This is a genomic window from Labrys sp. WJW (genome assembly GCF_001676615.1).
GTDB classification, from domain to species: domain Bacteria; phylum Pseudomonadota; class Alphaproteobacteria; order Rhizobiales; family Labraceae; genus Labrys; species Labrys sedimenti.
This window is the reverse complement of sequence record NZ_LYXZ01000021.1, coordinates 56,702-69,325: the sequence shown is the minus strand read 5'-3', so window position 1 is coordinate 69,325 and position 12,624 is coordinate 56,702. Positions and strand designations below refer to the sequence as shown.

14 protein-coding genes are annotated in these 12,624 nt (G+C 65.5%); 6 read left to right on the top strand and 8 right to left on the bottom strand.

Features of this window, described 5'->3' with window-relative positions:
- Positions 1–118 precede the first annotated feature (118 nt).
- Complete coding sequence (locus BA190_RS14835; protein ID WP_068288569.1) at positions 119–1,372, top strand: ROK family protein; 1,254 nt, start codon at positions 119–121, stop codon at positions 1,370–1,372.
- A 65-nt stretch (positions 1,373–1,437) separates the two neighbouring features.
- On the opposite strand, the gene BA190_RS14830 is transcribed toward BA190_RS14835, so the two are convergent.
- Both BA190_RS14830 and BA190_RS14825 read right to left on the bottom strand, forming a co-directional pair.
- The gene (locus BA190_RS14830; protein ID WP_068288566.1) at positions 1,438–2,292 is read right to left on the bottom strand and encodes a 23S rRNA (adenine(2030)-N(6))-methyltransferase RlmJ; all 855 of its coding nucleotides are present in this window, start codon (positions 2,290–2,292) and stop codon (positions 1,438–1,440) included.
- The gene (locus tag BA190_RS14825) at positions 2,289–3,488 is read right to left on the bottom strand and encodes a low temperature requirement protein A (RefSeq protein WP_068288563.1); all 1,200 of its coding nucleotides are present in this window, start codon (positions 3,486–3,488) and stop codon (positions 2,289–2,291) included. The genes BA190_RS14830 and BA190_RS14825 overlap by 4 nt, the downstream gene beginning before the upstream one ends.
- Positions 3,489–3,550: 62 nt before the next feature.
- Between BA190_RS14825 and BA190_RS35930 the strand changes: the two genes are divergently transcribed.
- The gene (locus BA190_RS35930) at positions 3,551–3,700 is read left to right on the top strand and encodes a hypothetical protein (RefSeq protein WP_156771523.1); all 150 of its coding nucleotides are present in this window, start codon (positions 3,551–3,553) and stop codon (positions 3,698–3,700) included.
- A gap of 88 nt (positions 3,701–3,788) precedes the next feature.
- Here BA190_RS35930 and BA190_RS14820 read toward each other — a convergent pair whose 3' ends face one another.
- The 3 genes from BA190_RS14820 to BA190_RS14810 are packed head-to-tail and all read right to left on the bottom strand — an operon-like array spanning position 3,789 to position 5,263.
- Positions 3,789–4,139, bottom strand: a complete 351-nt coding sequence (locus BA190_RS14820; protein ID WP_068288560.1) for a cupin domain-containing protein — start codon at positions 4,137–4,139, stop codon at positions 3,789–3,791.
- Positions 4,140–4,160: 21 nt separating this feature from the next.
- Complete coding sequence (locus BA190_RS14815) at positions 4,161–4,826, bottom strand: ribonuclease T2 (RefSeq protein WP_245314733.1); 666 nt, start codon at positions 4,824–4,826, stop codon at positions 4,161–4,163.
- Complete coding sequence (locus BA190_RS14810) at positions 4,823–5,263, bottom strand: hypothetical protein (RefSeq protein WP_068288558.1); 441 nt, start codon at positions 5,261–5,263, stop codon at positions 4,823–4,825. Before BA190_RS14810 ends, BA190_RS14815 begins: the two co-directional genes overlap by 4 nt.
- Before the next feature lie 251 nt (positions 5,264–5,514).
- Here BA190_RS14810 and BA190_RS14805 point away from each other — a divergent pair, with 251 nt between their 5' ends.
- Entirely contained in the window at positions 5,515–6,729 is a 1,215-nt protein-coding gene (locus BA190_RS14805; RefSeq protein WP_068288860.1) for an alanine racemase, read from the top strand.
- 339 nt (positions 6,730–7,068) lie between these two features.
- On the top strand, positions 7,069–7,404 hold the full coding sequence (locus BA190_RS14800; protein ID WP_068288554.1) for a hypothetical protein: 336 nt from the start codon (positions 7,069–7,071) through the stop codon (positions 7,402–7,404).
- On the opposite strand, the gene BA190_RS14795 is transcribed toward BA190_RS14800, so the two are convergent.
- On the bottom strand, positions 7,401–8,189 hold the full coding sequence (locus tag BA190_RS14795) for an SDR family oxidoreductase (RefSeq protein WP_068288543.1): 789 nt from the start codon (positions 8,187–8,189) through the stop codon (positions 7,401–7,403). The two genes, BA190_RS14800 and BA190_RS14795, sit on opposite strands and share 4 nt — an antisense overlap.
- Positions 8,190–8,222: 33 nt before the next feature.
- A complete protein-coding gene (locus BA190_RS14790) occupies positions 8,223–8,681 on the bottom strand; it encodes a RidA family protein (protein WP_068288540.1) in 459 nt (152 codons plus the stop codon).
- A 98-nt stretch (positions 8,682–8,779) separates the two neighbouring features.
- On the opposite strand from BA190_RS14790, the gene BA190_RS14785 reads away from it, so the two are divergent.
- The gene (locus BA190_RS14785; RefSeq protein WP_068288536.1) at positions 8,780–9,631 is read left to right on the top strand and encodes a LysR family transcriptional regulator; all 852 of its coding nucleotides are present in this window, start codon (positions 8,780–8,782) and stop codon (positions 9,629–9,631) included.
- A gap of 50 nt (positions 9,632–9,681) precedes the next feature.
- Here BA190_RS14785 and BA190_RS14780 read toward each other — a convergent pair whose 3' ends face one another.
- Positions 9,682–10,110 (bottom strand): helix-turn-helix domain-containing protein, encoded by a 429-nt coding sequence (locus BA190_RS14780; protein WP_068288535.1) that lies wholly within the window; start codon positions 10,108–10,110, stop codon positions 9,682–9,684.
- Positions 10,111–10,190: 80 nt separating this feature from the next.
- Between BA190_RS14780 and BA190_RS14775 the strand changes: the two genes are divergently transcribed.
- The gene (locus BA190_RS14775) at positions 10,191–12,521 is read left to right on the top strand and encodes a heavy metal translocating P-type ATPase (RefSeq protein ID WP_068288533.1); all 2,331 of its coding nucleotides are present in this window, start codon (positions 10,191–10,193) and stop codon (positions 12,519–12,521) included.
- Positions 12,522–12,624 lie beyond the last annotated feature (103 nt).

Below are 12,624 nucleotides of genomic sequence, written 5' to 3'. Positions count from 1 at the left end.
TACTCAACGGCAATGAATAAAGAGCGGCGTGGCGACTATACGCTCGCCCGGAAAGTGAGAGCAAATAGGCGTTCACACCCGAACGTGTTTTGCTCCAGGCGGTAAGGGGGAGGAAGCCATGGCGCCCGCGTCGATGGCGGAACGCGGACTGACCTCCGCGCGCATCCGTCACTACCACCACCGCGTGGTGCTGCAGCGCCTGCGACGCCTGCGCGAAGCCTCCAAGGCCGACCTTGCCCGCGCCGCCAACCTGACCAACACCGCCATCGGCGAGATCGTCTCGGACCTGCAGGCCTTCGGGCTGATCTCCGTGGTCGGCAAGCGCTATCACGGCCAGCGCGGCCAGCCGGCGACGCTGCTGCGCCTGGAGCCGACCGGGGCCTATGGCATCGGCGTGCGCATCGACCGCAACCGCATCGAGACCGCCCTTGTCGATCTCGGCGGCCATCTCATCGACAAGCGCTCGCACGACTATCCCCTGCCCGCCCCACAGGAGGCCTTGGCCGTGGTGGCGGCCGACGTCGCCGATCTCAAGGCCATCGCCGACGGCTTGTCTCCCGGGCGCGTGCTCGGCATCGGCCTGGCCCAGCCCTATAATCTCGGTGCCTGGCTCGACCGGCTCAATTTGGAGATCGACACGCTGTCGCTGTGGGAGGGTTACGATTTTGCCGCGGCCCTGCAGAGCCTGACCGGCCTCGACGTTCATGCCGAGAATGACGGCACCGCCGCCGCCATAGCCGAGCTCTTCTACGGCTTTGGCCGGGAATCGGATGATTTCGTCTACTTCTTCATCGGACCGGCCATTGGCGGCGGCGTAGTGCTGGGCGGCGACTATCGCCGCGGCTCCCAGGGCAATGCCGGCGATGTCGCCATGCTGCCCGTGCCGCCCTCGCGCCTGCCTTCGGTGCCTCCGCCCAAAGGCCCCTACGACATCCTGCTGGCCCGGGCCTCCATCGCGGCCCTGATGCGCCATCTCGGCTGGCATGGCCGCAAGATCGTCGGCCCCCACGATCTGCCGGCAGCCATCGCTGCCAATCCGGCGGCGTTGGAAGAATGGGTCGCCGATTGCGTCGACGCCCTGGTCGGGCCGGTCCTGTCGGCACAGGCCCTGCTCGACGTTCCCAATGTGGTCATCGACGGCGACCTCGGGACGCCGATCATGCAGGAGATCGTTGCACGCCTCGAAACGGCGCTCGCCACCGCCATTCCCGAGGCACGCAGCGCACCTGTGCTGCGCCTGGGGACATTCGGCTCGATCGCCCATGCCCTGGGTGCGGCAAGCCTGCCGCTGTTCATCGATTTCGCTCCGCGGGCCACCCTGTCAGCCAGCGCACGGCCGATCGCCTCCTTGGGAGAGACCCGCCTGGCCTGATTTCCCCAATCGCGGGTAAATAAAACCAGGGATCATAAAGGCAGACTTTATGCAGGTTGGTATAATCAGCGCTTCTCTTCTTCCTTCAGCCAGTCGAGCCGTATGAGGCCGCTGCCTTCTTTCGCGAACAGCGGCGCGAGATACTCTCCGACGGCGCGCAATTCTTCGTCCAGCTTCCAGGGCGGGTTGAGGATGATCATGCCGCAGCCATTGAGGCGGTCGATGCGCTGCACGGCGTAGCGGCTGAGCTCGAAACGCAGGATGCGGCCGGCGGGTAGCGCGGCCACCTTGCGGGCGAAGCTCTCGACCTCGCGCATGCCCTTGATCGGATACCAGATGGCATAGACGCCGGTCGCCCAGCGCCGCAAAGCCTGCACCAGACCATCAGCGATGGCGCGAAATTCGTTGTCTTCCTCGAAAGGCGGATCGATGAAGACGAGCCCCCGCCGCTCAGGCGGCGGCAGCAGCCCTGGCAGCAAGGCCCAGGCATCGCCTTCCATCACCTTGGTGCGCTTGCCGCGGGCGAAATTGCCGCGCAGCCTGCCGGCATCCTCCGGGTGCTTCTCGCAGAAGACCAGGCGGTCCTGGTCGCGTGTCAGGTCGGCGGCGAGCCAAGGTGAGCCGGGATAGAGCGGCGGGGACTGGGCCATCAGCCCCTGGCACAGACCTTGCCAGGGCGCAATCAACTCGGCGACCCGTGCCGGTGGCGGATTTGCCGCCACCAGGCCGATGCCGTCCTGCCATTCGCCGGTGCGGCGGGCCTCGTCGGCTTCGAGACTGTAGAGCCCGGTGCCCGCATGGGTATCGATCACGCGGAAAGGCGCATCCTTGGCCTTGAGATGGGTCAGGATGCGCGCCAGCACGATATGTTTGAGAACGTCGGCGAAGTTGCCGGCGTGGAAGGCATGGCGATAGTTCATGATGCGTGATGCAAGACCTTCGATTTCGCTTTCCTGCCGATATAGCCTTCCCAGATCGCCACGACGAGCACGATGACGGTGGTGATGCCGCTGATCATCAAGAGATCGGTCATGAAGGCGAAAGGCGCCGTAATGGCCAGTGCCAGCAGGCCAGCGACATGGGTGATCGGCACACCGCCATAGATCAGGCGCTTATAGAGGGCATTGCCGATCAGATAGATCGCCGGCCCACCGAAGATCACCGCCATGCCGCCGAAATCGACGTGATGGGCGGGATGGGCGATCGACAGATCATTGCCGACGGCCGTAACGATGACGCCCGCGATCAGGGCTACATGCAGGTAGTGGGTATAGGCGGCGATCTGTCCGGGATTGTCGGACTCGACGATCGCCTCGGTGGCATCCTTGGTGCTGATGTCGAAATAGATCCACCACATGGCGATCGAACCTAGGAAGGCGACGAAGAAGGCAATCAGGCCGGGCGCATCCCAGGCCGTCGATTTGGCCAGGGTAGCACCGGTGACCAGGACGGATTCGCCCAACGCAACGATGACGAAGAGCGCGCAGCGCTCGACGATATGGCCGCCTTCCACCGTCCATTCCTTGCCAGGATCCGAACGGCCGAGCCCGGGCAGCCAAAAGCCGAACCAAGGGGCGAAATATTCGCAGGCCACCGCGATGATCCACAGCGCGATGCGGGCCTCGCCCTCGGCCAGGCCACCGGCGATCCAGATGCAGGCCGCAATCAGGTTCCAGCCGATCATGCGCTGGAAATTGCGGGAGATCGGCGTGCCGGCCCCCAGGCTGAACACGGCGAAGGCCGTGCGCCCGACCTGAATGGCCGCAAAACAGATCGCGAAGACGAGCCCACGCTCGCCGAAGGCTTCCGGCAGGGCGGCGGCCATGGCGAGGCCAAGTGCCATCAGCGCGAACAGACAAATACGGACCGGCGTCTTCTCGGGATCGAACCAGTTGGTGAACCAGCAGGTATATTGCCACGCCAGCCAGACCGCGAACCACAGGACCAGAGTTTGCAGCGCCCCGCCCCAGGAAAGATGCTCCAGAAGCGAGTGGGAAAGCTGCGTCACCGTAAAGACATAGACGAGATCGAAGAAGAGTTCCGCATAGGAAACGCGGGCCTCATGACCATCGCGCTCGCGTAGAAAACGGGTGGAACCACCCTGCTCTGCTGCCATTGTACCTGTTACCTCCGCCCAGCCCATATCGCCGGGAAGCGGCCGGGGTGGCAAGAGGGGAAATGGCAGTCTCGCGGCACGGCACGGAGAAGTCCACGGCTCAGATCGGCCTGCCCAGCCAGGCCCAGGTCGCCCTGCCACCGGCATCCGCGGTGGAGACGGTCGAGGTGGGCCACGACGATGACTGGATCGGCACGGCCATGCCGAGATGACGCGCCCGGCCATCAGGCGCGACAAGGCCATGCCCAACGCCCCGCAAGCGGAAGAAGGCGGACTCGCGTCTCATCCGGGCAATTGTGATCAGAGGCGGATCACGTAGCTCTTGCGCGTGGTTTCCACCACTTCCCAGCTGCCGGCAAAGCCCGGCTCGAGGATCATGGTGTCGCCGGCCTTCAATTCCACCGGCGCCCCGCCATCCGGCGTGACGATGGAGCGGCCCTCGAGCAGGGTGCAGCTTTCCCATTCCTCGTAGACGATGCGCCAGCGCCCCGGGCTCGCCTCCCAGATGCCGCAGAAGGTCTTGCCGTCGGCGCTCTCATAGCTGTTCCAGGTGCGGAAGGCCGGATTGCCGGCTTCCAGCCGTTCGGGCTTGGGTGCGCCTGCCTCGGCCTCCCCTTCCCCCGTGCCTGCGAATTTGAGCCATAGAGCCATGTCGGTTCACCAAGACCAATGTCAGTTGAGCGCTGGTATCAGAATGTTTCGTGTCCGGCAGCCCTGAACTTGCAATTGCGCCGGGCAGGCCCGGAAATTGCGCAGATCCTTGCTCAGGCAGATGCGCAATTCGGTCAGCACGCTGCCGCGCTCGCCACGGCCGCAGACCACGGTCATCATGTCGGGCCGCAGGCCGGAATTGGCCTGCGAGAAGGCCCGCTCGATCTCGATGGGCGCGGCCCGACTGTCCTGCCCCGGGTTCCGATAGGTTTCGGGGATGGCGATCCGGCGATAGAGCGTGGCCATCGCCTCGAAATAGCGTGCCGGCGAGAGGCCTGAGCAGGTGCCGTGCTTGCGCCACTCATAGCGGGCCAGGCCTTCGGAGGGCATCACGCCCCGGGTTGCGGCGAGGTCTCGCCGCTGCACGAAGGCACCGGGATTGCATTCGGTGGGAAAATCGCGCTCCCCCTGCGGCCACAGGCCATGGACAAGGAAGCCGAGGCGCGAACCGTTATCGCACTGGTCGGGCTGCTTGGCCGCGCCACCCGTGGCGCAGAAGCCCGGCGACCAGGTCAGTGCGAGCAGATAGAGGTCAAAGTCGCCCGGTGCCCCGCCACGGATCTCACGCGCGGCGAGACCGCTGCTCGCGGCCACCATGACAATGGCCGCGAGCAGGAGACGGATCACGGACGCGCCATCTTGCAGGCGGGCGCATAGGCCAGGTTGTGGTCGGTGCCATCCACGCACCATTCCACGCCCCAGCTTGCGCCGATCCAGCCGGTATCCTCGGCGATCGCATAGGAGACCCGGCGATAGTGCCCGTCATTGGTCAGCACGCGCGCCACGCAGAAGCGGCGCGGAATGTAGCTCGCGCCCCAGGGCCGGAAGGCGACCTGGCGATGACGGTCGATCTGCTGGATCGCCAGGTTGGAATGCCAGTAATTCGCCTCCTTGCGGGCAAAGCGCGCGGCGATCTGGTCGGAGACGGCCTTGTCGGCGCAATGGGGCAGGATGGCGTCGTAATTAGGCCCGGACAGCCAGAAATTCTTTTCCAGCGCCGAGGCGGCAAGCGCCGGCGCACAGGATGCAGCCAGCAGGACGGCGGCAAGACCGGCAATACGCATGATGAGAATCCTTAAATCAGCAACTCATGCGAATCTGTCCGCGCTGAGGCCAGCCGTCAAGCACCAAGCCATGGGGCCGGGGCCCAATTGCTGCCGTTCGCAAGGCGGCCTTGCGATCGCTCGGCTTGCTGCTGCTCCCAAGACGACATGATCGCCTTCGTCTGTCACATTTCTGTCAGGAAACGCGGTTGTTTTGCAGCAGCCATGAACAGGCTTAAACATGGATCATGAAACGGGGCGTCGATTCGGCCATGCAGAAATTCACCACCGCCCGCGAAGCTGCGCTGGCACTCCGCCCGGACGAACCGGTCTATGGCTTCCGACCGCAGGTCCTGGCCGCCGATGCGCGCGAGTTCATGGCTCAATTTCCCGGCAAGACCGCCTATGCCGTGAAGACCAATGGCGAGCCGATGATCCTCAAGGTGCTGGCCGAGGCCGGCATCACCTCCTTCGACGTGGCCAGCCCGGCCGAGTTCGAAGCGGCCCGGGCGGCATCGCCGAACTGCGAACTGCTCTACATGCATCCGGTCAAGGCGCAGTCCCATATCCGCCTGGCGCTGGAGACCTACGGCATTCGCGAGCTCTCGCTCGACCATGAGGATGAGGTCGCCAAGATTTTGCGCATCGTGCGCGCCCTCGACATTCCGCCCGAGGAGATCACGCTGTTCCTGCGCCTCGCCACCAAGGGCGCGGCGGCCTACGAACTCTCCAAGAAGTTCGGCGCCACGCCGACCCATGCGGTCGAGCTGCTCGATCGCATGGCCGGCATCGGTTTCAAGACCGGCATCGCCTTCCATGTCGGCTCCCAGGTCGAGGATCCGGAGACCTATGAACGGGCGATGGCCTCCGTCGCCTGGGTGCGTTCGCGCATCAAGGAGGATATCGTCAGCCTCGACATCGGCGGCGGCTTTCCCGCCCAATATGGCCTCGACCCCAAAAAGAAGGGCTCGAACCAGGGCACACCGACGACCGAGGCGCTGATGCGCCAGATCCGGGCCGACATCGCCGACTGGAAGCTGGACGACCTGCCGCTGGTGGCCGAGCCCGGCCGCGTGATCGTGGCGCGCTGCCTGTCGGTGATGGTGCGCGTGCTGCTCAAGAAGGGCCAGCGCCTCTACATCAACGACGGTGTCTGGGCGTCACTCTCCGATTCATGGACGGGCAAGCTGCTGCTGCCGACCCGCTTCATTCCCGATCCCGCCCGCAAGCGCCGCAACGGCTCGCCCGACAAGCTGTTGCCCTTCCGCGTCTGCGGCGCGACCTGCGATTCCGTCGACATCCTGACCCGGCCCTTCTATCTGCCCGAAACCATCGACACCGGCGACTGGATCGAGATCGGCCATATCGGCGCCTATTCGCTCGGCCTGCGCACCCATTTCAACGGCTTTTTCCCCGACAGGTTCGTCGAGCTCGAAACCCCGTTCGAGGAAGAGCCCGGCGTCAGCATTCCGATTGCGGCAGAGTAGCGATCTTCTTGTCCTGTTCTTTTATCGCCGGGCGTTGATCTGCACTTCGAAATCATTTGCTCGTGACGAGGACTCCCCCTAGCTTGGTGACGTAGTGGAATACACTACTTGTTCTATGCCTCGGGGGTTCTCTTGATCCGTCTTCTCGGTATTTTTGCTGTTTGCCTTGCTTTGGCTTCCTGTGCCGGACGCGTATCGCTTTCACCGGCCACCGATGCCGGCCTGGCATCGCGAGGTTGGGAGGAAGCTCGTAATCTGGCATATTACGCGCCGTCGGGCGTGCGTCTCACCAAGGGGCTTATCTGCCGGAGCCCACGCTGCGGTGGGCCAGGCTTCGTGATGACCGGAACCGCTTCCCTGCCGAATGGCAGCGCACTGGGTTTCCGGGGCGTGATGGCCAACCGTTCCCTCACCGATGCCAAGCTCCTCCAGGCACTCCGGCTGCTTAGCGAGGGCTCTCCGAACCTGGCGGGAATCGACGGCCACCTCATCGGTGCACAGAAACAGGCCAATTCGGTCGTGCTGACGTTCTCCTTTGCCAAGAGCACGCCCCAAACGGGCCGCATCGTCGGACTGGCCCGCGCCGATGTCAGGGGAACCGACATGTCGGTCGTGGTGGCCGGTGGTCCCACCATGGCCAGTGCGCGGCAGCGGTTGGTGCTGCTCCCCAATTAGAGGATCGCCCGTGCCAGGCCGCCGTCGATCGGAATGGCCGAGCCGGTGACATAGGAGGCGAGGTCGCTGGCCAGGAAGGCGGCGACCGCACCGAACTCGTCGGCGGTGCCATAGCGCCCGATCGGAACCTCGGCCTGGCTCTCCGCCGCAATCGCCTCTGCATCCACGCCGCGCGCTTGCGCATCGAGACGGTCGAGCACCTTCGTGCGCTCAGTGTCGATGCGGCCGGCGAGCAGAAGATTGACGGTGACGCCATCCGCCGCCACCTCGTTGGCAAGGCTCTTGGCCCATCCGGCCACCGCCGCCCGCAAGGCGTTCGAGGCCGTCAGGCCCCTGATCGGCTCACGCACGCTGGTCGACGACACCACGAGGATGCGCCCCCAGCGCCTTGCCCTCATACCCGGCAGGACATGGGCGGCGATGCCGAGGCCCGTCAGGAAGAGAGCATCGAACTGCCGATGCCATCGCGCGCCATCCGCATCGCCGGCACCGAAAGGCGGCGGCCCACCGCCATTGAGCAGCAGAATGTCGACGCCGCCCCATTCCAAATCGATCCGCTCGAACATGGCTGCGACATCGGCGGGATTTTCGAGATCGGCATGAATGCCGAAGGAGGACGGCGAGACGCCGCGGAGATCCGCGACCGTCGCCTCGAGTGCTGCCGCGTCGCGTCCAACCGCGGCGACGACCGCACCTTCCGCCGCCAGGCGGGCGGCCACGCCGCGCCCGAGGCCCTTGTTCCCGCCGAGCACCAGGGCCCGCCTGCCTTCGATTCCGAGATTCATGTTTCTAATCCAATATCTTGTCGCATCATCCATTCAGCGTACATGCACGATGGCATCGACCTCGACGGCCACGCCCAACGGGAGCGCCGCCATTCCCAAGGCAGAGCGGGTGTGCTCGCCTCGTGATCCGAGGATCCTGAGAAGCAGCTCCGAAGCACCATTGCCCACCTGTGAGATCTGGTTGAACCCAGGCGCGGCATTGACATAGACGGTGAGCTTGGCGACCCGGACGATCCGATCGAGATCGCCCTGCAGTTCCCTGTCGAGCCAGAACAGCACGTTGGCGGCGCATAGCTCGGCGGCCTTGCGAGCCTCGTCGAGGCTCACGCCGTCACCGACCTTGCCGATGGCCGTGATCTCCTCACCCCGTTCCGGAATCTGGCCGGAGATGTAGACGATGTCGCCGATACGCACGCAGGGCTCGAATGGCAGGTCGGCGCGGACGACCTGCGGCGGCGTGAGGCCGAGTTCGTGAAAAATCTGGCTGAGCATGGACAGGGCTTCCTTCCCGCGATGTGAAGGAATGGGCTTGCCAGATCGACGGCCCAGAAAGTATCCTTATAATGATTATGTCAATATCAGGATAATTTATGGATCGAGATCTGGACCCTCATCTCCTGCGTGCTCTGCTTGCAGCCGCCGAAACCGGGACGATCAGTGCGGCGGCCGAACGGCTGTCCCGGACGCAAGCGGCGGTCAGCATGCAGTTGCAGCGCCTGGAGGGCGATCTAGGCGCCAGACTGCTCGACAGGACGCCGCGCGGCGTCTCGCTGACGCAAGCCGGCGAAACACTGGCGGCCTATGCCAGGCGCCTGCTCGCGTTGACCAGCGATGCGCGGCGACAGATCGAGGGCCGGCAGTTGGCGGGCAGAGTCAGGCTGGGCCTGGTCGAGGACCTGACAATGACGCAACTGCCGCTCTCACTCGCCGAGTTTCGGCAACAGCATCCCAGGATACAGCTCGACCTGATGACGGCCCACAGCCCCGAACTCGAAGGCGCCGTTCGGGAAGGTCGCTGCGATATCGTCATCGGCGATCCAGCCCGTTTTGGGTCGGCACCCCATTTCCACTGGTCCCGGCGCCTGGTCTGGGGCGGCAGCCGCCTCATCGACCTGTCCGAAGCTGCACCTGTGCCTTTTGTCGCCTTCGAAGAATCCTGCACCTGGCAGGACCGGACAGCCGTCGCCTTTGCCGAAGCCGGCATCGCCTGGACGATCGCCTGTCGCGTCACCACCCTTGCGGCGCTCGTCGGCGCCCTGCGCGCCGGCCTCGGCATCAGCCTGATGTTGCCGGAGACACTCCCTGCCGATTGCGAAGCCCTGGCACCCCGCTTTCGCCTGCCGCCACCACCCGCCGCCCATTTCGGCCTGTTCCTGGGCAAGGAGGCGAGCACACCAACGCAACAGCTCGCGGCATTCCTGCGAGAGAGGCTGGTTGCCTGAGTTTCAAAGGGACCGGCCGCGTGCATCCGGTCCCGTAGCAGTTCCTCTCCTCAATGATGGACGTGCAGGCACTTGTCGTGATCGGCCAGAATCTCGATCACCCGGCATTCGTCGACACGCCCATGGCGGCAGCCTTCCGCCATACGCTGCAGTTCCACCTTCAGCGCCTGCAGGCTGGCGATGCGCTGCTCCACTTCGGCCAAGCGGGCCTGGGCGATGGCGTCGGCCGCCGCACAGGACTGGCCGGGATTGTCCTGCAGGTCGAGCAGGGTACGGATCGCCTCGACCTCGAAGCCGAGCTCCCGCGCATGGCGGATGAAAGCCAGCCTCCTGACATCGGCTGCCTCGTAGAGACGCCGGTTGCCGTCGGTGCGTGGCGGCGCCGGCAGCAGGCCGACCTGCTCGTAATAACGGATGGTCGGCACCTTGACGCCACTACGCTTGGCCGCCTCGCCGATCGCCACGCCTGAAAGCTTCATTTTTCGCTTGCTCCTCTAGCCACTAGAGGATGTAGTTGCCTTCGCAGAAGATGCAACCCATTCGAAATGCGAGACTCGAAATGGCTATCGCTGCGACCCAGACCCGTTACCGCGTGGAGGGCATGGACTGTGCCTCCTGCGCCAGCAAGATCGACAAGGCCGTGCGCGGCGTCACCGGCGTGGAGGACGTCTCGGTGTCGGTGACGGCAGGCACGATGACGGTCAAGCATGGCGGCGGCCAGGATCTCGGCGCCGTCGAGGATCGGGTCCGCCGCCTCGGCTACAAGGTTTCGCCCCTTCTCGTTGCGACGCCTGCGGCCGGCACCGCCAAGCCCGCACACGACCATGAGCATGGCCACGATCACGGCGCCTGCTGCGGCCATGACCATGATCATACCGGACATGACCACGATCATGGCGACCACGACCATGACGATCATGCCGGCCACGATCACGGCAAGCACGGGCATGGCAAGCATGATCATGCCACCGCCGGCGAGGCTCCGGCCCTTGCCGGCCTGCACGGCCATGATCACGGCCCCTCCTCCGGCCCGTGGTGGCGCTCGGGCAAGGGCCGGCTCACCATCGCCGCCGGCATCGCGCTGGTGGCCGCCTATGGCATCGGGCATCTCTTCCCCGCGATCGCGGTCTGGGCCTTCGACATCGCCATGCTGGTCGGCCTGATCCCGATCGCGCGGCGTGCCTTCGTCGCGGCCCGCTACGGCATGCCCTTCACTATCGAGATGCTGATGACCATCGCCGCCGTGGGTGCGGTGATCATCGGGGCCGCTGAGGAAGGGGCCGCCGTGGTCTTTCTCTTCCTGGTCGGCGAATTGCTGGAGGGCGTCGCCGCCGGCAAGGCGCGCGCCAGCATCCAGTCCCTTGCCAGCCTGGTACCCAAGACCGCTCTTCTCGAAACGGACGGGCGCACGCAGGAAGTGCCTGCCGACGCGCTTGCCGTCGGCGCCGTCATCCTGGTGCGGCCGGGCGACCGCATTCCCGCCGACGGCGTCATCGTCTCGGGCGATAGCGCCATCGACGAAGCACCTGTCACCGGCGAGAGCACGCCCAAGCGCAAGGAGACCGGCGACAATGTCTTCGCCGGCACCGTCAATGGCGACGGCGCCCTGCGTATCCGCGTAAGCGCTGCCGCTGCCGACAACACCATCGCCCGGGTGATCAAGCTGGTCGAGGAAGCCCAGGAGAGCAAGGCGCCGACCGAACGCTTCATCGATCGCTTCTCGCGCTACTACACGCCGGGCGTGGTGGTGGTCGCCGCCCTGGTGGCGATCCTGCCTCCCCTGCTCGTCGGCGCTTCCTGGAACGAGTGGATCTATAAGGGCCTGGCGATCCTTCTGATCGGCTGCCCCTGTGCCCTGGTCATCTCGACGCCGGCGGCCATCGCTGCCTCGCTCTCGGCCGGCGCGCGCCGTGGCCTGCTGATGAAGGGCGGCGCCGTGCTTGAAACCGTGGGCAAGATCACCGCGGCCGCCTTCGACAAGACCGGCACGCTGACCGAAGGCAAGCCCAAGGTGACCGACATCGTGCCGCTCGGCCGCGAGGAAGCCGAAGTGCTGCGGCTGGCCGCGGCTCTCGAGGCCGGGTCCAGTCACCCGCTCGCCACCGCCATTCTCGGCAAGGCGGCCGAACGCAATATCCTCACCCCCGTCGCCAAGGATTCCAAGGCACTCGGCGGCAAGGGCGTCACCGGCAGCGTCGATGGCCTTGCCCTGTTCCTCGGCTCGCCCAAGGCTGCGGCAAGCCAGGCAGCGCTTCCCGCCGACATCGTGGCGCGCATCGAAGCCCTCAACCAGGAAGGCAAGACCGTCTCGGTACTGCTGGCCGGCGGCATGCCCGCGGGGCTGATCGCCATGCGCGACGAGCCCCGCGAAGACGCCATCGCCGGGCTGTCGGCCCTGCGGGCGGCCGGCGTGCGCACTCTGATGCTTACCGGCGACAATGCCCGCACCGCCCAGGCGATCGGGCAGAAGCTCGGGCTGGAAGTGCATGCCGAACTGTTGCCGCAGGACAAGCAGCGCATCGTCAATGAGCTCAAGGCCCAGGGGCTGATGGTCGCCAAGGTCGGCGACGGCATCAATGATGCCCCAGCCCTGGCGGCTGCCGATGTCGGTATCGCCATGGGCGGCGGCACCGACGTCGCCCTGGAGACGGCCGACGCCGCCGTCCTGCACGGGCGCGTCAGCGACGTGGCCGGCATGGTTTCGCTCTCACGCTGCACGATGACGAACATCCACCAGAACATCACGATGGCGCTGGGCTTGAAGGCCGTGTTCCTGGTCACCACCATTGCTGGCATCACCGGGCTATGGCCGGCCATCCTCGCCGACACGGGCGCGACCGTGCTGGTCACCATGAACGCCCTACGCCTACTCCGCGCGAAGATCGGCTGAGGCAGGACGCAGTCTTTTCAAGTTCTGCATCACCCCTCATCCCCCTGCCGGGACCTTCTCCCGCAAGGGGAGAAGGGGTTTTGTTTGGCGGTCGTGGAGCTAA

Coding starts and splice junctions, on each gene's coding strand:
- BA190_RS14775 (WP_068288533.1), top strand. CDS start 10,191: ATGGCTATCGCTGCGACCCAGACCCGTTACCGCGTGGAGGGCATGGAC.
- BA190_RS14800 (WP_068288554.1), top strand. CDS start 7,069: ATGACCGGAACCGCTTCCCTGCCGAATGGCAGCGCACTGGGTTTCCGG.
- BA190_RS14785 (WP_068288536.1), top strand. CDS start 8,780: ATGGATCGAGATCTGGACCCTCATCTCCTGCGTGCTCTGCTTGCAGCC.
- BA190_RS14780 (WP_068288535.1), bottom strand. CDS start 10,110: ATGAAGCTTTCAGGCGTGGCGATCGGCGAGGCGGCCAAGCGTAGTGGC.
- BA190_RS14830 (WP_068288566.1), bottom strand. CDS start 2,292: ATGAACTATCGCCATGCCTTCCACGCCGGCAACTTCGCCGACGTTCTC.
- BA190_RS14825 (WP_068288563.1), bottom strand. CDS start 3,488: ATGGCAGCAGAGCAGGGTGGTTCCACCCGTTTTCTACGCGAGCGCGAT.
- BA190_RS14790 (WP_068288540.1), bottom strand. CDS start 8,681: ATGCTCAGCCAGATTTTTCACGAACTCGGCCTCACGCCGCCGCAGGTC.
- BA190_RS14810 (WP_068288558.1), bottom strand. CDS start 5,263: ATGCGTATTGCCGGTCTTGCCGCCGTCCTGCTGGCTGCATCCTGTGCG.
- BA190_RS14805 (WP_068288860.1), top strand. CDS start 5,515: ATGCAGAAATTCACCACCGCCCGCGAAGCTGCGCTGGCACTCCGCCCG.
- BA190_RS14835 (WP_068288569.1), top strand. CDS start 119: ATGGCGCCCGCGTCGATGGCGGAACGCGGACTGACCTCCGCGCGCATC.
- BA190_RS14795 (WP_068288543.1), bottom strand. CDS start 8,189: ATGAATCTCGGAATCGAAGGCAGGCGGGCCCTGGTGCTCGGCGGGAAC.
- BA190_RS14820 (WP_068288560.1), bottom strand. CDS start 4,139: ATGGCTCTATGGCTCAAATTCGCAGGCACGGGGGAAGGGGAGGCCGAG.
- BA190_RS35930 (WP_156771523.1), top strand. CDS start 3,551: ATGGCAGTCTCGCGGCACGGCACGGAGAAGTCCACGGCTCAGATCGGC.